The sequence below is a fragment of the Longispora fulva genome (genome assembly GCF_015751905.1).
GTDB classification, from domain to species: Bacteria; Actinomycetota; Actinomycetes; order Mycobacteriales; family Micromonosporaceae; genus Longispora; species Longispora fulva.
Map to the genome: position 1 here is coordinate 97,143 of NZ_JADOUF010000001.1, position 18,437 is coordinate 115,579.

General features: G+C 69.3%; 20 protein-coding genes and 1 pseudogene. 13 read left to right on the plus strand and 8 right to left on the minus strand.

The genetic code is table 11. The annotated features are described in order from the left end of the window. The first annotated feature begins 16 nt into the window (after positions 1 to 16). The 8 genes and pseudogenes from IW245_RS00375 (at position 17) to IW245_RS40105 (ending at position 9,021) form a co-directional block, all read left to right on the plus strand. The gene (locus IW245_RS00375) at positions 17 to 670 is read left to right on the plus strand and encodes a hemerythrin domain-containing protein (protein WP_197001189.1); all 654 of its coding nucleotides are present in this window, start codon (positions 17 to 19) and stop codon (positions 668 to 670) included. Next, positions 667 to 1,251 (plus strand): cysteine dioxygenase family protein, encoded by a 585-nt coding sequence (locus tag IW245_RS40100; protein WP_197001190.1) that lies wholly within the window; start codon positions 667 to 669, stop codon positions 1,249 to 1,251. Before IW245_RS00375 ends, IW245_RS40100 begins: the two co-directional genes overlap by 4 nt. Before the next feature lie 96 nt (positions 1,252 to 1,347). Continuing rightward, entirely contained in the window at positions 1,348 to 4,203 is a 2,856-nt protein-coding gene (locus tag IW245_RS00385; RefSeq protein WP_197001191.1) for an AfsR/SARP family transcriptional regulator, read from the plus strand. Positions 4,204 to 4,509: 306 nt separating this feature from the next. Continuing rightward, positions 4,510 to 4,794, plus strand: coding sequence for a DUF485 domain-containing protein (locus IW245_RS00390; protein ID WP_197001192.1), 285 nt, complete (start codon positions 4,510 to 4,512; stop codon positions 4,792 to 4,794). Further along, a complete protein-coding gene (locus tag IW245_RS00395) occupies positions 4,791 to 6,482 on the plus strand; it encodes a monocarboxylic acid transporter (RefSeq protein WP_197001193.1) in 1,692 nt (563 codons plus the stop codon). The genes IW245_RS00390 and IW245_RS00395 overlap by 4 nt, the downstream gene beginning before the upstream one ends. A 118-nt stretch (positions 6,483 to 6,600) precedes the next feature. Continuing rightward, a complete protein-coding gene (gene acs, locus IW245_RS00400) occupies positions 6,601 to 8,490 on the plus strand; it encodes an acetate--CoA ligase (RefSeq protein ID WP_197001194.1) in 1,890 nt (629 codons plus the stop codon). 211 nt (positions 8,491 to 8,701) lie between these two features. Further along, positions 8,702 to 8,827, plus strand: a pseudogene (locus IW245_RS42540) (hypothetical protein); the annotation flags it as partial. Continuing rightward, positions 8,797 to 9,021 (plus strand): SigE family RNA polymerase sigma factor, encoded by a 225-nt coding sequence (locus tag IW245_RS40105; protein ID WP_231400880.1) that lies wholly within the window; start codon positions 8,797 to 8,799, stop codon positions 9,019 to 9,021. The pseudogene IW245_RS42540 and the gene IW245_RS40105, both read left to right, overlap by 31 nt. Positions 9,022 to 9,370: 349 nt before the next feature. Here IW245_RS40105 and IW245_RS00410 read toward each other — a convergent pair whose 3' ends face one another. Together IW245_RS00410 and IW245_RS00415 are read right to left on the minus strand one after the other, a co-directional pair. After that, positions 9,371 to 10,036 carry a hypothetical protein gene (locus IW245_RS00410; protein ID WP_197001196.1) on the minus strand — a complete coding sequence of 222 codons (666 nt, stop codon included), beginning with the start codon at positions 10,034 to 10,036 and terminating at the stop codon, positions 9,371 to 9,373. Further along, complete coding sequence (locus tag IW245_RS00415) at positions 10,033 to 10,530, minus strand: hypothetical protein (protein ID WP_197001197.1); 498 nt, start codon at positions 10,528 to 10,530, stop codon at positions 10,033 to 10,035. The genes IW245_RS00410 and IW245_RS00415 overlap by 4 nt, the downstream gene beginning before the upstream one ends. A 200-nt stretch (positions 10,531 to 10,730) precedes the next feature. Between IW245_RS00415 and IW245_RS00420 the strand changes: the two genes are divergently transcribed. Beyond that, positions 10,731 to 11,618 (plus strand): hypothetical protein, encoded by an 888-nt coding sequence (locus tag IW245_RS00420; RefSeq protein WP_197001198.1) that lies wholly within the window; start codon positions 10,731 to 10,733, stop codon positions 11,616 to 11,618. A gap of 108 nt (positions 11,619 to 11,726) precedes the next feature. Continuing rightward, positions 11,727 to 12,296 (plus strand): DUF4760 domain-containing protein, encoded by a 570-nt coding sequence (locus tag IW245_RS00425; protein WP_197001199.1) that lies wholly within the window; start codon positions 11,727 to 11,729, stop codon positions 12,294 to 12,296. Positions 12,297 to 12,375: 79 nt separating this feature from the next. Here the strand turns inward: IW245_RS00425 and IW245_RS00430 are convergent, their stop codons facing one another. Further along, complete coding sequence (locus IW245_RS00430) at positions 12,376 to 12,720, minus strand: hypothetical protein (protein WP_197001200.1); 345 nt, start codon at positions 12,718 to 12,720, stop codon at positions 12,376 to 12,378. Between the two features lie 151 nt (positions 12,721 to 12,871). After that, positions 12,872 to 13,141: a hypothetical protein gene (locus IW245_RS00435; protein WP_197001201.1), complete on the minus strand. Its 270-nt coding sequence runs from the start codon at positions 13,139 to 13,141 to the stop codon at positions 12,872 to 12,874. Positions 13,142 to 13,164: 23 nt separating this feature from the next. On the opposite strand from IW245_RS00435, the gene IW245_RS00440 reads away from it, so the two are divergent. Further along, on the plus strand, positions 13,165 to 13,827 hold the full coding sequence (locus tag IW245_RS00440; protein ID WP_197001202.1) for a tetratricopeptide repeat protein: 663 nt from the start codon (positions 13,165 to 13,167) through the stop codon (positions 13,825 to 13,827). A gap of 133 nt (positions 13,828 to 13,960) precedes the next feature. On the opposite strand, the gene IW245_RS00445 is transcribed toward IW245_RS00440, so the two are convergent. The 3 genes from IW245_RS00445 to IW245_RS00455 form a co-directional block, all read right to left on the minus strand. Then, a complete protein-coding gene (locus IW245_RS00445; RefSeq protein WP_197001203.1) occupies positions 13,961 to 14,230 on the minus strand; it encodes a hypothetical protein in 270 nt (89 codons plus the stop codon). 685 nt (positions 14,231 to 14,915) lie between these two features. Beyond that, entirely contained in the window at positions 14,916 to 15,515 is a 600-nt protein-coding gene (locus IW245_RS00450) for a hypothetical protein (protein WP_233473188.1), read from the minus strand. An 83-nt stretch (positions 15,516 to 15,598) separates the two neighbouring features. Further along, entirely contained in the window at positions 15,599 to 16,120 is a 522-nt protein-coding gene (locus tag IW245_RS00455; RefSeq protein ID WP_197001204.1) for a hypothetical protein, read from the minus strand. A 110-nt stretch (positions 16,121 to 16,230) separates the two neighbouring features. Here IW245_RS00455 and IW245_RS00460 point away from each other — a divergent pair, with 110 nt between their 5' ends. Both IW245_RS00460 and IW245_RS41965 read left to right on the plus strand, forming a co-directional pair. Continuing rightward, positions 16,231 to 16,647 carry a site-specific integrase gene (locus IW245_RS00460; protein WP_197001205.1) on the plus strand — a complete coding sequence of 139 codons (417 nt, stop codon included), beginning with the start codon at positions 16,231 to 16,233 and terminating at the stop codon, positions 16,645 to 16,647. Positions 16,648 to 16,834: 187 nt separating this feature from the next. Further along, positions 16,835 to 17,878, plus strand: coding sequence for an HNH endonuclease (locus IW245_RS41965; RefSeq protein WP_197001206.1), 1,044 nt, complete (start codon positions 16,835 to 16,837; stop codon positions 17,876 to 17,878). Between the two features lie 42 nt (positions 17,879 to 17,920). Here the strand turns inward: IW245_RS41965 and IW245_RS00470 are convergent, their stop codons facing one another. After that, positions 17,921 to 18,415 (minus strand): hypothetical protein, encoded by a 495-nt coding sequence (locus tag IW245_RS00470; protein WP_197001207.1) that lies wholly within the window; start codon positions 18,413 to 18,415, stop codon positions 17,921 to 17,923. Positions 18,416 to 18,437 lie beyond the last annotated feature (22 nt).

Here is an 18,437-nt window from a genome sequence, read left to right on the forward strand (position 1 = left end):
GGTGACCATGGCTGGCATGACCGACCACCGCCCTGACACCCACGACATGATCCTGGTGCACCGGGTGTACCGCCGCGAGTTCGCCCTGGCCCCGAGCCTGATCCGCGACGTCGAGCCCGGCGACCACCGGCGCGCCGCCGAGCTGGCCGTGCACATCGACACCCTGCTCGTCGGGCTGCACCGCCACCACCGCACCGAGGACGAGCTGCTGTGGCCGAAGTTGCGCGAGCGGGTCCGGATCGACGGCCTGCTGGTGGACCGGATGACCGACCAGCATGTCCGGGTCGCCCAGCTGATCGACGGCCTGGGCGTGCCGCTGGCCGCCTGGCGCATCAGCCCCGAGGTCGTGCGCCGCGAGCGGCTGGCCCGACTGCTCACCGAACTGGCCCTCGAACTCACCGCTCACCTCGACGACGAGGAGCAGCTCATCCTGCCCCTCGCCGCCGAGCATCTCAGCGTTGAGGAGTGGGACCAGCTCGGCAAGCATGGCATGGCCGGCCTGCCACAGGACCGGCTGCTGATGGCGCTCGGCGCGATCCTGGAGGACGCCGACCAGGACGAGCGGGCCGCCTTCCTGGCCAAGCTCCCCGTGCCCGTCCAGCTGGTCTGGCGACAGATCGGAGCCATCGGGTACGAGCGGACCATGGCGCGGATCCGGGCCGCCGCGTGAGTCCCCGGATCACCGAGCTGCTCGCCGACCTGCGCCGGTACGCCGAGTCGGGCGTGCTGTACGCGCCGACCGCCGCCGACCTGCTCCGCAAGCACCTCGCGGCGGGGCTGGACCTGGACCCGGAGCTGTGCGCCGGCGAGGCGACCGGTTACAGCCAGCGCGTCCTGTACTCGGGCCCGAGCCACTCGGTGCTGGCGCTGACCTGGATGCCCGGCCAGCAGACCTCGATCCACGACCACATCGCCTGGTGCGTCGTCGGAGTGCTGGAGGGCTGCGAGCTCGACGAGGTCTTCCGGCTGTGGCGGGTACCCGGCAAGCGCCGCCGCTATCTGGTCCCCGACGGCCAGACCACCAGCACCGCCGGCCGGGTCACGATGCTCCAGCCGCCGCACGAGGACATCCACCGGGTCTCCAACCCGGGCAGGACCCGCGCGGTCTCGCTGCACATCTACGGCGCCGACATCACCGCCAACGGCTCCAGCTCGATCAACCGGGTGTTCGGCGAGGCGGTCCTCGACGAGCCGCCGCTCGGGGCGCGGCCCGTCACCTGGCGCGAGCCGGCGGGGCCCCCGGCACCATGACCGCCGCGCCGGGAAGCGGGCCACCGCGATGGGGCATCGGGCCCGCTCCCGGCGCGGTTGATCCGGTGTTGATCGCCGGCTGACACCGTCGCCGGCATGATGGACACACTGCGTTTCGAGGTGCTCGGCTCGGTCCGCGCGTGGCGGGGCGACTCCGAACTGAACGTCGGTGCCCCGCAACAACGCGCGGTCCTGAGCGTCCTGCTGCTCCGCCGGGGCCGGCTGGCGACGGTCGACGAGCTGGTCGACGCGCTGTGGGAGACCGACCCGCCACCCCGCGCGGTCGGCGCGCTGCGCACCTACACGTCGCGACTGCGCGCGGTACTCGGCCCGGAGACGCTCCGCTCGGCGGCTGGCGGCTACGTGCTCGACGCGCCGGAACTGGACCTGGCGACCTTCGAGGGCCGGATCGCGGCGGCCCGGCGGGCCACCGACCCGGGCACGGCGGCCGGGCTCGTGCACGACGCCCTCGCGCTGTGGCAGGGCGAGCCGCTGGCCGGCGTGCCGGGGCCGTACGCCGCCGCGCAGCGCGACCGGCTGACGGAGGAGTGGCTGGCTGCTCTGGAGTACCGGATAGAACTGGATCTTCATCTGGGTCGGCATGCCCGGCTGGTCGGCGAGCTGGCCGAGCTCACCGCCCGGCATCCGCTCAGGGAGGGGCTGCGGGCGAGCCAGATGCTGGCGCTGTACCGGTCCGGCCGGCAGGGTGAGGCGCTGAAGGCCTTCGCCGACACCCACGAGCTGCTGGTCGAGGAGCTTGGCGCCGACCCCGGCTCGGCGCTGCGTGAACTCCACCACCAGATCCTCAACGGGACCGTGCCCGACGCGGGCGCGGAGGTGGCCGTGCCGGCGCAGCTGCCCGCCGACGTGCCCGACTTCACCGGCCGGGCCGGAGAGGTGGACGCGGCCCGCGCGGTGCTCACCGGCGCCGGGCAGCGGCCGATGAGCGTGGTGGCCGTGTCGGGCGCGGGCGGGGCGGGCAAGACGACGTTCGCGCTACACCTCGCGCACCTGGTCCGGGACCGCTTCCCGGACGGCCAGCTCTACGTCGACCTACGCGGCGTCGGTCCGGCGCCCCGCGAGGCGGACGCGGTGCTGGCCGCGTTCCTGGCGGCGTTCGGCGTGCCGATCGAGCGGCTGCCCGACGACCTCGCCGAGCGGGCCGCCCTCTTCCGGTCCACAGTGGCCGACCGGCGGGTGCTCGTCGTCCTCGACAACGCCCGCGACGCCGCGCAGGTCCGGTCGCTGCTGCCCGGTACCGCCGGCTGCGTGGTCGTCGTGACCAGCCGGGCGCGCCTCGTCGACCTGCACGCCTCGCACGTCGTCCACCTCGACGCGCTGCCCGTCAACGACGCGCTCGACCTCCTCGGCCGGATCGTCGGCGGGCACCGGACCGCGGCGGAGCCGGACGCCGCCATCGACCTCGTCCGGCTCTGCGACCACCTGCCGCTCGCGGTCCGGATCGCCGGCGCGCGGTTGGCGGCGCGGCCCGAGTGGCGCATCGGCACCGTCGTGGACCGGCTTACCGACGAGCGGCACCGGCTCGACGAGCTGCGCGCCGGCGACCTGGCGGTCGAGGCGACGATCCTCGCGGGCTACGACACCCTCGAACCGGAACTCGCCCGGGCCCTCCGGCTGCTGGCTCTGCCGGAGGCCGCCTCGCTGTCCGTGCGAGCCGCCTCCGTGCTGCTCGGCGTCGCGGAACCGGCCGCCGAGTCCCTGATGGAGCGGCTCGTGGATCTGAGCCTCCTCGGCGCGCGGGCGCCTGGCCGGTACCGCTTTCACGACCTGGTCCGGGTCGTGGCCCGCAAGCTCGCGGCGGCCACCGAGCCGGCGGCGGAGCGCACGGCGGTGATCCGGGCCCTGCTCGAGGACTACCTGGCGACCGTGAAGTCCCTGATCCGGGTCGCGGTGCCGGGCAGCGCGACGCTCGTCGGCCAGCTGGCCGATACCACGTCGCCCGGGGAACGGCTCGCCGACCGCGACGCCGCCCGCCGCTGGCTGGCCGCGGAGCACTCCGCGCTCCTCGAGGCCGTGCGCCAGGTGGCCGGCTGGCCCGAGCCGCCGGTCCGGGTGGCCGCCGACCTGCTGTTCGGGCTGCGCGACACCCTGGACTGGGACCACCACTGGTCGGAGACCGAACACGCGGCGCGCACGGTGGGCGCGGCGGCGGCCCGGGTCGGTGACCGGTGGGCCGAGGGCCGGGCCCGGGGCGTCGGCTGCACTCTGCTGCAGGCCCGGGGCCGGGTGGCCGACGTCGAGGCGGAGCTGCCCGGCGTCCGGCGCCGCGCCGCGCAGGCCGGCGACGCGCTCAACCTGGCCTACATCAGCCGACTGTCCGGCAGCGTGGCGATGGCGATGGGCCGGCCCGAGCAGGCCGCCGGGCTGTGGGCGGAAGCCCTCGTGGCGTTCGAGGAGGCCGGCGACGGGGTCGGTGCGGCCAGCACCCTCGCGAACCGGGCCGCCGCGCTCGCCGGCCTGGGCCGTTTCGACGACGCCCTCGAGGCGGGGGAGCGCGCGCGGACGCTGCACCGCGAACACGGTTTCGCCGAGGGCGAGGGGCATGCCCTGCACACCCTCGGCCGGATCGCGCGCCGGGCCGGCCAGCCGGAACTCGCCGCCGACTACCACCAGGCCAGCCTTGCGATCTACCGCGCCGAGGGCTACCGGGGCCGGGGCATGGGCTGGATGCTGTTCCGGCTGGCCGAGGCGCAGCTCGACGCCGGCCGGGCCGGGGACGCCGCGGCCTCGGCCGCCGAGTCGACGCGCATGCTTCGCGAACTCGGCGACCAGGTCGGCATGGGCCAGGCCCTGGGCGTGCTCGGCCGGGCCCTCGAAGCGGCCGGCGACCACCGGGCCGCCGCGGACTGCTGGCGGGAAGGGCACGCGGCGCTGGCCCGGGCGGGCAGCCCGCTGGCGGCTGGCCTGGCGGAGCTCGCGGCCGGCCGTTGATCCGTTGTTGACCTCCCGCTGCCAGGCTCCGTGCCGACAACCCGACCGAGAGGAACACCGATGAGCACCCCCGAACCGGAACCCGTCGACGACGTCCAAGCCGCCGACGAGGCCGTCGAGCAGCACCCGACCCACGACGGCCCGAAGCCGCTCAGCCTGGACGACGACTGGTGAGCCGCGCGGACATCCGTTGTTGATCAGGTATTGATCGCCGCCGGACAGGATCTTCGATCGGAGCGGGTCGCGGGGTCGACGGGGGCCGCGTGGCCCGCTCCGTTCGGAAACTTCTCTGGGGGTTCACAGGCAATGTCGTCCACTGATCCACGATTCATCGAGCTGCGGGGCAGGTTCCGGCGGTTCGCCTTCCCGATGACCGTGCTATTCCTGGCCTGGTTCGCCGCGTACGTGCTGCTGTCGGCCTACGCCCGAGAGTTCATGGCCGTCAGGGTGTTCGGGCACGTCAACATGGCGCTGCTGCTCGGGCTCGGCCAGTTCGCGTCGACGTTTGCGATCACGGGGGTCTATGCCCGGTTCGCCCGCCGGCGGCTCGACCCGCTCGTCGCGGAGCTGCGCGCGGAGGGCACGCGATGACCCTCGGACTGTTCCTCGCGTTCGTGGCCGGCACGCTCGGCATCACCGTCTGGGCCAGCCGGTCCAACCGGACCGCCGCGGACTTCTACACCGGCGGCCGGTCGTTCTCGCCCCTCCAGAACGGGCTCGCGATCGGCGGCGACTACATGTCCGCCGCGTCGTTCCTGGGCATCGCGGGGATCATCGCGTTCACCGGCTACGACGGGTTCCTGTACTCCATCGGGTTCCTCGTCGCCTGGCTGGTCGCGCTGCTGCTGGTCGCCGAGCCGCTGCGCAACTCCGGCCGGTTCACCATGGGCGACGTGCTCGCCGCGCGGATGCGCCAGCGCCCGGTCCGTACCGCCGCCGGGGCCTCCACCATCGTGGTATCGATCTTCTACCTGGTGGCGCAGATGGTCGGCGCCGCCTCGGTCGTCTCGCTACTGCTCGGTGTCACCGGCGACGGCGCGAAGATCTGGGTGATCGTGGGCGTGGGCGTGCTGATGATCTTCTACGTGACGGTCGGCGGCATGAAGGGCACCACCTGGGTACAGATCGTCAAGGCCGGTCTGCTGATGGGCGGCGCCGCGCTGATGACCGTGCTGGTGCTCGCGAGGTTCCACTTCAACATCTCCGAGCTGCTCGGCGCGGCGGCGACGAAGTCCGGCAAGGGCGAGGCGTTCCTCCAGCCCGGGCTCAAGTACGGCGCCACCGACGCGTGGAGCAAGCTCGACCTGGTCAGCCTCGGCTTCGCGCTGGTACTCGGCACCGCCGGGCTGCCGCACATCCTCGTCCGGTTCTACACGGTGCCCACCGCGCGGGCAGCCCGCCGCTCGGTGATCTGGGCGATCGGCCTGATCGGTACGTTCTACCTGATGACCCTGGTCCTCGGCTTCGGCGCCGCGGCGCTGGTCGGCGGAGCGGCGATCAAGAAGGTCGACCCGAGCGGCAACACCGCGGCGACCCGGCTGGCCGAGGTCCTCGGCGGCGGCGCCGGCAGCACCGGCGGCTCGATCATGCTCGCGTTCATCGCGGCGGTCGCGTTCGCCACGATCCTCGCCGTGGTCGCCGGACTGACCCTCGCCAGCTCGTCATCGTTCGCCCACGACCTGTACGCGAACGTGTTCCGCCGCCGCGGGGCCGCCGCCGTCGACGGAGCGCAGCGCGAGGCCGACGACAAGGGCGAGGTGCGGGTCGCCCGCGGCGCGGCCGTCGTGATCGGCGGTGTGTCGATCGTGCTGTCGATCTTCGCCCGGGACCTGAACGTCGCGTTCCTGGTCGCCCTGGCCTTCGCGATCGCCGCGTCGGCGAACCTGCCGGCGATCGGCTTCTCGCTGTTCTGGAAGCGCTTCAACACCCGGGGCGCGACCACCGGCATCTACGTCGGGCTGGCCGCCGCCGTCGGTGTCGTCGCGCTGTCCCCGGTCTGCTGGGGTGGCGCGTCGGCCACGAAGCCGGCCGTGAAGCTCACCGCCACCCAGGCCGCCACCTGCGACGTGCCGGTCACCTCCAAAGGGGTCGGCAACCCGACGGCCCTGTTCAGCTGCACGACTGTCGCACCTGTCCCGCTGGAGAACCCGGGCCTGGTGTCGATCCCGGTCGGCTTCCTCGCCGCGGTCGTCGGCACCCTGTTGACCCGCCGCCGCACAGACGAGGACAGCTACGAGGCCTTCGAGGTGCGTTCCCTGACGGGCGTGGGTGCCCGGTGACCCGCCGCCGCTCCACCATCGACATCGCCGACGAGGCCGCCCGCCAGATCGTCGCCGGCTGGCTCGGCTCGCGCCGACGCTGGTACACCCGCCTCCTCACCCGACGGAAGTAGACATCATGGACAACAGCTATCCGCCGCCGGCCGACTTCGCCGCGCGGGCCAACCTGACCAGCGACGCCCAGCCCGCCGACCGCCTCGCGTTCTGGGCCACCCAGGCCGCCCGGCTCGACTGGGAACGCCCCTGGGATGAGGTACTGCGCTGGGAGCCGCCGAACGCCGAGTGGTTCACCGGCGGCACCCTCAACGCCGCCGTCAACTGCGTCGACCGGCACGTCGCCGCAGGCCTCGGCGACCGGGTCGCCATCCACTGGGAGGGCGAGCCCGGCGACACCCGCACCATCACCTACGCCGATCTGCACGACGAGGTCCGCCGGGCCGCCAACGTGCTCACCGAGCTGGGCGTGCACGCGGGGGAACGGGTCGCGATCTACCTGCCGATGATCCCGGAAGCCGTGGTCGCGATGCTCGCCTGCGCCCGGATCGGCGCCCCGCACACCGTCGTGTTCGGCGGCTTCTCCGCCGAGTCCCTGGCAGCCCGGATCACCGACTGCGACGCCCGCCTGGTGATCACCGCGGACGGCGGATTCCGGCGCGGCGCGGCGAGCGCCCTGAAACCGCAGGTGGACGCGGCCGTCGCCCGCTGCCCCGGCGTGCTCAACGTGCTCGTCGTCCAGCGCACCGGGCAGGACGTCGAGTGGACCGAGCGCGACCTGTGGTGGCACGAGACGGTCGGCACGGCGTCGACGGCGCACTACGCCCGGGCGTTCGACGCGGAGCACCCGCTCTTCGTGCTCTACACCTCCGGCACCACGGCCAAGCCGAAGGGCATCCTGCACACCACAGGCGGCTACCTCACCCAGGCCGCCTACACCCACCACGCCGTCTTCGACCTCAAACCCGAGACCGACGTGTACTGGTGCACCGCCGACGTCGGCTGGGTCACCGGCCACTCCTACCTGGTGTACGGCCCGCTCGCCAACGGCGCCACCCAGGTGATGTACGAGGGCACCCCCGACTCCCCGCACCGCGGCCGGTTCTGGGAGCTCGTCGCGAAGTACGGGGTGACGATCCTCTACACCGCGCCGACGGCGATCCGGACGTTCATGAAGTGGGGCGAGGAGCTGCCGGCCGGCTACGACCTGTCGTCGCTCCGTCTACTGGGGAGCGTCGGCGAGCCGATCAACCCGGAGGCCTGGCGCTGGTACCACGAACACATCGGCGGCGGCCGGTGCCCGATCGTGGACACCTGGTGGCAGACCGAGACCGGCGCCATCATGATCTCGCCGCTGCCCGGCGCCACCGCCACCAAGCCCGGCGCGGCCCAGCGCCCCCTGCCCGGGGTGTCCGCCGACGTGTTCGACGAGGCCGGCCAGCCCACGGAGGTGGGCCACCTGGTCCTCACCGAGCCGTGGCCGTCGATGCTGCGCGGCATCTGGGGCGACCCGGAACGCTACCGCGACACCTACTGGGCGACCTACCCCGAGAACTACTTCGCGGGCGACGGGGCCCGGCGCGACGCCGACGGCGACATCTGGCTGCTCGGCCGGGTCGACGACGTCATGAACGTCTCCGGCCACCGGATCTCCACCACCGAGGTCGAGTCCGCCCTGGTCAACCACCCGGCGGTCGCGGAGGCCGCCGTGGTCGGCGCCTCGGACGCCACGACCGGGCAGGGCATCGTCGCGTTCGTGATCCTCCGGGAGAGCGCGGAGCTGGGCGAGGAACTCGTCGGCCGGCTGCGCGGGCACGTCGCCGAGCAGATCGGCGCGATCGCCAAGCCGCGGCAGATCCTCCTCGTCCCGGAGCTGCCGAAGACCCGGTCCGGGAAGATCATGCGCCGGCTGCTGCGGGACGTGGCCGAGCGGCGGCCCTTCGGGGACGTGACGACCCTCGCGGACTCGTCGGTCATGGACCTGATCGTCGAGGGGCTCGCCCCCGCCGCGTGAGAAGCGGGACTCCGGCCCACCGAAGGCACGCCAGGACGGCGCGGCGGGCCGGAGCACCCCTCGCGGCGGGCTTCCCGCCGCTATCAGCGGCAGCATTCCGGTGGATTCGGCACGGTCGCACGACGAACCCTCCGTACCATCGGGCCGGGTCGCCGAAAATTTGTCGGTGGGCCACGCAACCTCCGCCGAGGGCTCGCGGGTGTGAGAGGGCATGAGACGAAGATCGTCCCCGGCCGACTGGGAACTCGACTACGTGGCGTATGTCCAGAACCGGGCGCCCGCGCTCCGTAAACTGGCGTACCTGCTGTGCGGCGACTGGCACCGGGCCGAGGACCACACCCAGAACGCGCTGCTGCGGCTCTACGCCGCCTGGCGGCGGGTCGAGCCCGCGACGGCATCGACCCCTACGCCCGCCGGATCCTCATCAACGTCGTGCACAGCGCGGGCCGGCGCCGCTGGCTGCACGAGCGGCCCACCCCTGACCTGCCCGAGCAGTCGGCTCCCGCCGACCAGACCGAGCCCTCACATTGACAACCGGAAGCAGCGGCGCAAGCACCGCCCACTCAACATCAGTCAGATCACCGTTCGCCACACCGTTACAACGAACCCAAGATCCGCCAGTTACGCCCTAGGACTCGATCACTACGAAGGCCGCAAATGGACTGGCTGGCACCACCATGTCACCCTCGTCGCCGCAGCTCACGCCTTCTGCACCCTGCAACGGCTTCACCCAAAAGCCCACGTGCCGGCCTGACTCTCTACGGCGTGCTTCACGACCTGCAAGCACTCCTCGCCCGACTGACCGGCGCATGCCCCACCTGCCAAACCCGCTTCCCCACAACGAGAACCCGCGACAAACCCAGATCATGACGAAGCACTACTAGGCGTTGCGTGTGATCAGGTATGCCAACAGCAGGATGATGATCACGCTGGTGAGGCTTGCAGACATGCCCCAGTAGAAGGATTTCCAAGACCATCCGATCTGGGCATGCCGTTGGCTAGCCATCGTCATGTTGGTCGCCGCCTCGTTCATCGAGTCTGCGACTGCCTTCCAGCCACTGCGGCTGGCCTGGGTGGAGGACAGTGTGTTCGACGCCGACTGGAACATGCTGAGTGCCTGCTCGATGGTGGTTGCTGCCTCGTTGAGACTGCTGGCGGAGTTTGAGATCTTGTCGGCGACCTCCTGATTGAGCTGGCTGGAGGCGTAAGACAGTTGGTCGGCGACCTGGGGGTTGATGTTGCGGGAGACCGCCCAGAAGGCTTCTGCTACATCGTGGTCGATGTTGCGGGACGCAGCCCAGAGAGCTTCGGCAACGTCGTTGTTGATGTTGTTCGAGGCCGCCTCGAGCGCGCGAACCGTGTCGGGGCTGATGACACCGTCGCGTAGCGCCCGGGCCAGAAGGTCGCCGAGCTGCGGCGCCTTCTCGCACAGCGTCGTCAGCGCCTCCTTGGTCTTGGCGTCCATGCTCTCGATGCGGACGTTACCGGCGATGAACGTCCCTGAGCCGTGATTGTGCTGCTCGCGCGGAGCCGTGGCGGAGGTCACTCGCCCTCCCCGCTCGATGAGCCCGTCGTGTTGTAGACGTTGCCGGCGATGAACATCCCGGTGCCGTGGTTGTGCTGAGCTTCGACATGGACGGCCTGGTCGCCAGTGAGGATCACGCCGCTGTTGGTGCCGACGGCCACGGACCGGGCTCCTTGCGCCTGGACGTGGCTCCCCGCAGACGCGAGGATGCCCGCGACGTCGACGGCGAGGCCGGGGTCTGCAGCCAATGCCTTGCGGATCTGCAACCGCAGTGCTACTTCGGCGTCCTCCTCGCCAGCGGCCACGTCAACGAGGGCGCCTTCGATCACCTCACGCAACTCGTCCCTGTTCAGTACCCGATCCAGGACACGGCGGCCTATGTCGATGGTCGCGTCGGACAGGCGATCCGTCACGACGTCGCGGATCTTGGCCACCGTCTCCTTGCCATAGGCGGCCACCACGGCAGTCACGTAGGGCATGGCAGCGTTGGCGGTCTGCGCGATTTCGATATCCACGACATCTAGATAGCGGTGATCGATAAGGGGCGGAAGGTGTCGATCGGATATCTGTCGCACGGCATGAGCGACGATCACCGGCCCTCCACGACCGGGCCGAACAACAAGTCCAGACCTGTGGCCGCGTCGCCACGCCGAGTGAACAGGGACAGCGGTCGCATCGATGGTGGCCTGCCTCGCTGGCAGCGACAATGCCCGACATGAGCCAAGACGCGTTATCCGCGCTCGCCACCGCCATCAGTGACCAGGCAAGGGCCGTGGACATGCTGGTCGTCCCGGTCACTCCAGGCGAGGACGGCGGGTTCGCCGTCGAACTCACCAGCGAACACATGACAGCCAAGGACTTCCTTGCCCTGGCCGGTGCGGCAGGTGCCCGCATGTTTTACATCGAGACGACGCCACTTGACCCCGACGACCTGTTTGACGGTCTGGACGAAGACGAGTTCGATGAAGACGTCTGGGGTCAACTCGACGGCTTCCGCGCCGAGGCGGCAGCCCGGACGGACCAGGTAAGCCAAGTGGAACTGGCTTTTGTCGCTGGATCAGTGCTGCACCTGTGGTCGGTACAAGCCGACTGGGTCACCGACCTTGCCAATCGCATCAGAGCACTCGTGCCCGAGATTGTCGTGGAGTCACGTTCCAGAGCCGAGGTCGACGTTGAGGGTCTCGCGACCCGGCTGGCCGACTCTGCGGAGTTTCGCGCCGTGCGGTTCCAAGCCCGCACGACCGCAGCCATCGACCTGCTCGCAGAGCTACGAGCGTTGGAGGAAGCGGAAGGGCCTCGCGCCTACGAGGTGCGCCAAGTCGTCACCCGCGCCGGGGAGATCATCGAGGAGCGCCGCACCGCGATCTACAACCAGCTCCGGCCGACCTTCCCCGACCTCGCCCTCCTGCTGGCAAAGGACCCTGACTGGGTCAACGGCGGTGTAATCTCCCTGCGCAGAGAAGCCGTAGACCAGTTCCTGGCACAGCACGCTGACGGATACCTGCCCACAACCCTCGACCGCGACCGGATCATGAACCTCACGCCAGTCGGGAAGCGCCGCAAGAATCCAGTCCAAGGACCGCCGGACTCGGTGTTCGACTGAGCCGCCCAGCGGTCAGTGTCGCCTCCGGGCTGCGCAGCTAGGACGGGGATTCGTTCCCCCTCTTCCGGGGATGGGCAGACGGCAATGGCTTGCCTGGTTGGTGGCCCTGTGCGCGGGGTCGAGGAGGCGCAGTGCGGCATCTATCGTGCGGTGGTGGACGCTTCTACTCTGGTCAATGTTGTCGCCATCGCCGTCTCGCTGCTCGCCCTCGGTCTGTCGACCACCCTGGCCATCCGGCAGGTGCGGATCTCCCGGCACGCCAATCACGTGCCCGCGGTACTGGCCCTGCTCACCGAGTTTCGGTCGGTTGACTTCCACGACCGCCACGACTTCGTCACGGCCCGACTCGCCACCACCCACGACCCGCGGCTGGGTCTGTCGGGCCTGCCGGACGACGCCCGCCGTGCGGCATTGGACGTGGCGTATTACTACCAGATGTTCTGGACGATGATCATGCTCGGGATCCTCGACGAGCAAGCTGTCACTTTGATGCTGCGCCTGCGCGTCATGCTCGTCTGGGAGGCACTGGCGCCTTACGTCCACCGCGAACGGGAGATCAACCCGGTCGGCGCCCACCTGCTGGCCGGCCTGGAAGCGTGGGCGGCGAAGGCGGCCGTCATCACCCCCGAGGCGGTCGACAGGTTCTACCGCGTGCACGGACCACGAACGTCGTCGTAGGCAATGCGCCGGCGGGGCTGAGGCACATCGTGTTCTCAGCCCCGCCCATCCTCTACGTCGTAGACGGGCTCGGGCCGGGCTACACGTCCAGGAAGCGTTGCCGCCACCAGGCACCTGCGGCCCACGCTGAGTGGAACCGGGCCTGCGGGTTCCAGGTGGTGCGCCTGAGGAAGTTCGCGTCCAGCCGGTCCACGATCCCTTCAAGATCGATCCGAGCGCCCCGGGGCAGCAGGCGCAGGGCCTGCCCCAGTTCCTCTCGGGCTTCGAGTGGATCACAACAAGGGCAGTCCGCCCACGGGCGCCGCAGGTCACGCCCGGGTTGGCGGAGATAGCGCTGGAATCGTTCGATGCCGTCGGCCACCGCACCTGGCCACAGGTGCTCCTCCTCAACGCGGCGGATCGCCGCGCGCGTTCGAGAGGACACACCGGCCACGTGACGGCCGCGGGGACGGGAGGGTTTCCACTGCTCGGAGCGGAGACTGCTCGGGCGCCTACGCGGCATAGCCCTTTCGGATCGCGGTCATGGCGAAGGATCATGCCACATCACGATGTCCGGCGCATCGGATCGTCGCAGGTCATGATTCCTGGGCGGCGCGGATCCGGGTCTCTTCGGCGGCGATGGCGACCATGAACGCGCGCAGGATCTCTAGTGGCAGATCGCCGGTGCTGGTCAGGACCCGGGTGGTCGTCGGGGGATCTTCACCGAACAAGGCCGTGACGATCGCGGGGCCGAGTTCTCCGTCGACGAGTTCGGCCAGCTCGACCGCCCAGGTGTCACCTTGTATGGCGTCGTGGTACGCCATGGCCTGGAACTGGCGTTCGCCATGCGTCAACAGGGTCGTCACCATCCGATGATCACACGAACGGTGTGTCCGCGGCTCAGCAGGCGTTGTCCGCCACCAGCATGCTGGCGGTTGGGGGCCGTGAAGCGGAAGCGGAGGCGTGGTACCGACGTGCCGCCGAGGCCGGACACGGCACCGCGATGAGTAACCTCGGAAACCTGCTGCGCGACCTGGGCAGCCTCCAGCAGGCGGAGAGCTGGTATCAGCGCGCCGTTGACATGGGCAACACCGACGCGATGAGCAGCCTTGGTGTCCTCCAGTTCGGGCGAGGTGACCTGCAGCAGGCGCAAGTTTCATTCCGGCGTGCCGCCGAAGCCGGACGCATCGACGCAATGTTCAACGTAGGACAGATAAGTAAGGCGCTTGGCGACCATTCAGAAGCGGAAGTGTGGTTCCGGCATGCCGCCGAAGCCGAATCCATCGACGCGATGTGCAACCTGGGCGTCCTCCTGTACGAGCGAGGTGACATCCAAGAGGCGGAGGTCTGGTTCCGGCGTGGTGCAGACTTCGGTGACACGGACACGATGTGCAACCTTGGTGAGCTCCTGTTTATACGAGGGGAAATCCAAGAGGCGGAGGTCTGGTTCCGGCGTGCCTCCGACGCCGGACACACCGGCGCGATGAATCACCTTCGGGAGCTGTTGGATGCGCACGGCCTCGACGGGCACTGCGGAGAGCACAAGGACTGAGCTGATAAGAGCGGCGTGGACGCTCACTCTGGCCGAATTGGCCCGCGCCCCGTTGCCTCGCGACTGTAGCCAGCCTGGACGTAACGCTCAGGAGTAGGACAGATTGCGTACGGACACGACGAGGTACGTCGGGTCAGGAGTTCGGCTGCATGGTCCACCAGCGCGGGGCAGTGAACGTGTCGCGGCTGGTGGTGCCGGCGCGCTGGGTCCACTGGAAGCCGTGCGGGAACGTCTGGCCCTTGAACGGGTCCACCTTCATCCGGTACCGGGCCGGATCGGTGTTCAGGTAGTACGGGTCGTCGGAGAAGAACCCGTGCACACCCCGGGCCAGCCAGGTATCCCGGTCGACGTGGCGGTTGACGGTGTGCAGCACCACCTTCACCCCGCCGGCGATCAGCGCCACGTTGGCTGATCGTCATTGTCGAATCCCACTGCCTCCTCACACAGCCGCTTCAGGACCTCGAGGTTGTTCCGCACGTTGACGGGGTCGTAGGTATGGGTCGCCTCGATGTGGGCGCTCACGAAATTCCTCGCTGATCTTGGTTCGGCGCTCAAGTAATTCCCCACAGATCGCGTCGGGTTCGACCGGTCTGTGGGCCACGTTGAGAGTGTCGGCCCGGTAGTACCAGTAGCCGTTGCAGCAGTCGACGAACCGGTAGTTGATCTGCCACCGCATCCACTCACCCCGAGGTCAGCCCCACCGGTGGAGGACGCCACGCCCGGCGCGGCATACCCCAGATCGAGGCGACCAACTGAACCTCCAGCAGACCGTGGCGCCACTGAACCCGAACGTCGTGCTTGTCCGGCGGTTCGTGGCGTGTCTGAAACTGTCGCCGGAAGCCATCGCGCTCGTGCAGGCTCACCTCGTGCACCAGCGGCCCGGATCCGCCCGGGAGCATGAACCCATCCGGGGTCGCATTGCGCTGGGACGCCCCAGGCTCACCCCTGGACTGTTTCGTCCACCAGGTCCGCACCCACTGAGCCACCACCGTGGCCTCAACTGGCGTCTCCCGAGGCATCGCCCCAGGATGCCGGCCGGCGGCCGGAACCGCACCCGGATTCGCACCCGAACGCGCCGCCGCCACCGGTCACGGCGACAAGCCCCACCAGGCGACGATGTCCCTCCAGAACTCCACCGTCACCACCTCACCGTGGTCCAGGCCGCGCTGATCGACCGTCGGTCCACCGAACTCGTGGCCGATGTAGTCGGCCAGATCGAGCCCGTAGACGATGATGTCCGTCTGGTGCATCGACAACACTGGGTGCCTGAACTGGCCCCGCCCGGCGGGCAGGTACCGGTGGGAGTACACCGGTACCATCCGTGGAACACGAGCCAGATGGCGGCGAGCGATCAGCAGCGACTCGCGCGGATCGTCCGGTCGTGGCCCCCAAGCCGGGTACCAGTCGCCGTTGTGCTCGACGTCGAACAGCACGCCGTCCACCGGCCCGTCCAGCCTGCGCCGCAAATCGCCCGCGTCGCCATCGCGCCAGTCCGGCCAACTACGCGACCCGACCGGCAGCCCGGCCTGCAGGAACGACCGATGATCGTCAGCGAACTCGAACCCGAACGCCCGTTCGACGCGCGCCACCTCGCCATCCGTCAGTCCAGGCGCGATCTCCACACGCCCCAGCGCCGCCAACTGGCGGGCAGCCTGCACGCCCGGCGCCGGCTCAGCATTCCCACTCACCGGGGAAGCGTAGCGGCGGATAGCGCGGGCTGGGGCTCAGTCTCGTTGATGCAGGTGCCGCCGGTTCCGGCGGCAGCATGCTGCTACTCCTCGGCATCGGCGGCAGCCGTGCACAGTGCCTGCGCGGCGCTGCGCGCGGTTGCGACGTCGATGCTGAGCGGCCCCACATGCAGGACGAAATGCCCGGGCCTTCGCTCAGAGAACACGGGGAACGCGGCGGCGGCATCGGCACGCTCAAGGTCCGAGCCAGTGGATCGCTGACCACGCTTCTGCAGGCGTCCTGCGCCAAGTAGGTATTCATCGAAGTGCTCGAGCACATCACGGGCGTCCTTAACCCCAGGCAGATCAGTGTGGAACCTGTCCAACGCGTCGGAGATCAGCTCGCGTGCTGGTCCGGTTGTGTGGCGTCGTAGCACCTCGGCAGCACGCAACACCTGGCGAAGGGGATACAACAGCAGCATGGCATCGACCTCGGCCTGCTCGAGAGTAGCGTCCGGGGCGAGGATCCGATTTGCCTGAACCGTCACAGCGCTGGCTGCCCAGGCTGCGCGTCCGAGGAACAGCTTGTCGACGTGGGTGAGCATGATCGTGCGCGGATTGTTCAATGCTGTTCCCTCCTCCGGCGGCGCGCCACCGGGACACACCGTCTCGGGTTCAACGATGGAGGCAGCCCCCGCGCGGCGGACTTGTCGGAGGTGGTGGATATAACGGTGGTATGGAGATAGCCCTCGTCGATCTCGCAGCTGAACCCGATTCTTCCGTCGGCGGCGGCGTGCGCACTTGGTTGGCCGGGATCCCCAACGAGAACACCCGCCGGGCCTACGCGGGCCACCTGGAGCACTGGCTGAGCTGGTGTGCTCGGGAAGGTCGTGACCCGCTGGACGCCTCCCGCGATGATGTCGACGGATTCTTCGACAGTCTCCGGGGGGCGGCGGATCCGCCGACGGAGAACACTATTCGGACCCGTCGGTCGGCCCTCACGAGCTGGTATACCCACTTGATCGACTGCGGGATACTCGCCGACAACCCGGCGGCATCCGTCCGGCCAACCGGCTGCAAGGTCGAAGGCTGCCCGGAGGCTACGGCAACGGGTTTTGCAAGGTCCACAACCGCCGGAACAAACCCACGGTGATCCGAACACGGTCGGCAAGAGAGCACCCGTCACCCGACGAACGTGCGCCCGATGTGCTCACGTCGGCCCGGTAGAGGAGTTCTGGCAGAACCGAAACATTTGCATGCCGTGTCGACCTGTCGTCGAACAGGACGCGTACGACCAGCGAGCGGCTGCTGGAGAGACGAAAGAGTGCAGAAGGTGCCGGGTGACCAAGTCGCTGGCGGAATTCACGCGAGGTCACGCCCGGTGCAGGGCCTGCGCCTACGAGGACAAGATCAATAGCCAGGTTGAGCGTCGGGCGGACCCGGAGACGGAGCTGACGTGTGCTGGTGCGTGTGGGCTCACGCTACCGACGGTCAAGTTCGATCCCGGCAGCGTGACCTGCCGTAGCTGTCTGGACGCCCCAAAGTTCCTCGCGCGGGCCGAAGCGGCGGCACGTGGCGCGACGAAGCAGTGCCGTAAGTGCCTGGAGATCCGATCAGTGATGGAGTTCGCTCTCGGGTCCCTGGTCTGCTGGCCGTGCTGCGAGGTCTGGAAGACTCAGCGCTGGGCTGAGCTCGTGGCGACCGAGTCCCGGAAGCCATGCGGCGACTGTGAGTATGTCAAACCATTGGGCGAGTTCTATCCCTGGGACCGGCTGTGTCGGCGGTGCCGGCTTGCCGAGGTCTCCCGCCAGTGGCATGCCGATCTTGACGGCAACCGTGCTCGCAGGCGTGCTGTCTACGCGGCGAACCCCGAGCCGGCGCGCGCACGGTCAATGGCCTTCTCCAAGACATCGGCCGGCCGAGTAGTCCAACACCGGTCGTACTGGAAGCGGCGAACTGTGCTCCTCGCGAAAGGCAGACGGCGCTACGAGGAGCACGGCGAGCAGATGCGGACGACAAGCAAGGCGTGGAAGGACCGCAACCCCGACCGGGTCAACTGGCATACCCGCAAGCGGCGAAACCGCATTGTCGCGGCGATTGGCTCACACACGGACCGTGAGTGGCGGGAAATGCTGCGCCGACACGCGGGACGCTGTGCGTACTGCGGGAAACAGGCGGTTGAGCGCGACCACGTCGTTCCCCTCACCCGCGGCGGTTCGGACTTCGTTTCGAACCTCCTGCCAGCCTGCCGTGGATGCAACTGCTCGAAGAACAACAAGCTCCTCGTCGAGTGGCGATACCGGATTGACGCCGACGGCGTCCGCCGGACAGCGCCGATCCTGCATCGCCTGGCCAGGGCCCTGCCGCGTCACCCACTGCCGTGAATCAATGGCCCCACCGGATCGCTATGTGTTGATCGCAACCCGTCAGGATGCTGGGTTTCGTGCGGCTGGAGCCCGTTCCCGAAGGGCATCTAGTTCCGACGGTAGCGCAACGAATTCGCCGATAAGTTTTCGCAACCAGTCATCGTCCACAGTGATCGGCTTGACTTGCTGGTCAAGCTCGGTCAGGAGATCGAGGATGCGAAGCTCGAGTAGCGCGGCAAGCATGACGACTCTGCCGACCATGCCATAGAACGGTTCGGGCACGTGGCTTAAGGCTCTGGCCTCCCCGCTGATGGGGGCGCGGACGTTCTCGATGACCTTCACGCACGCGTAGGCCTGGCCGTCGGCGCCGTGCTTCATGACGATCGGGGCGGCGAGGCGACCCTGGAACGAGATGGTGTTCTGACGCTGGAACTTCCCAGTAATGGCTGCTCCCTGTGTGGGGCGGGTGCGGCCCGGGGCGGTGGGGCCCTGTGCCGCGGTGACGAGATCAGGCAGGCTCGGCCACGGCAGGGGGCGGCAAGGATCAACGGTCAAAAGATCTTTATGGCCCGGGTGC

Bases quoted from the DNA above. Each gene is read 5' to 3' on its own strand.
- IW245_RS00375 (WP_197001189.1), top strand. From the start codon at position 17: ATGACCGACCACCGCCCTGACACCCACGACATGATCCTGGTGCACCGG.
- IW245_RS00385 (WP_197001191.1), top strand. From the start codon at position 1,348: ATGATGGACACACTGCGTTTCGAGGTGCTCGGCTCGGTCCGCGCGTGG.
- IW245_RS00390 (WP_197001192.1), top strand. From the start codon at position 4,510: ATGTCGTCCACTGATCCACGATTCATCGAGCTGCGGGGCAGGTTCCGG.
- IW245_RS00395 (WP_197001193.1), top strand. From the start codon at position 4,791: ATGACCCTCGGACTGTTCCTCGCGTTCGTGGCCGGCACGCTCGGCATC.
- acs (WP_197001194.1), top strand. From the start codon at position 6,601: ATGGACAACAGCTATCCGCCGCCGGCCGACTTCGCCGCGCGGGCCAAC.
- IW245_RS00420 (WP_197001198.1), top strand. From the start codon at position 10,731: ATGAGCCAAGACGCGTTATCCGCGCTCGCCACCGCCATCAGTGACCAG.
- IW245_RS00460 (WP_197001205.1), top strand. From the start codon at position 16,231: ATGGAGATAGCCCTCGTCGATCTCGCAGCTGAACCCGATTCTTCCGTC.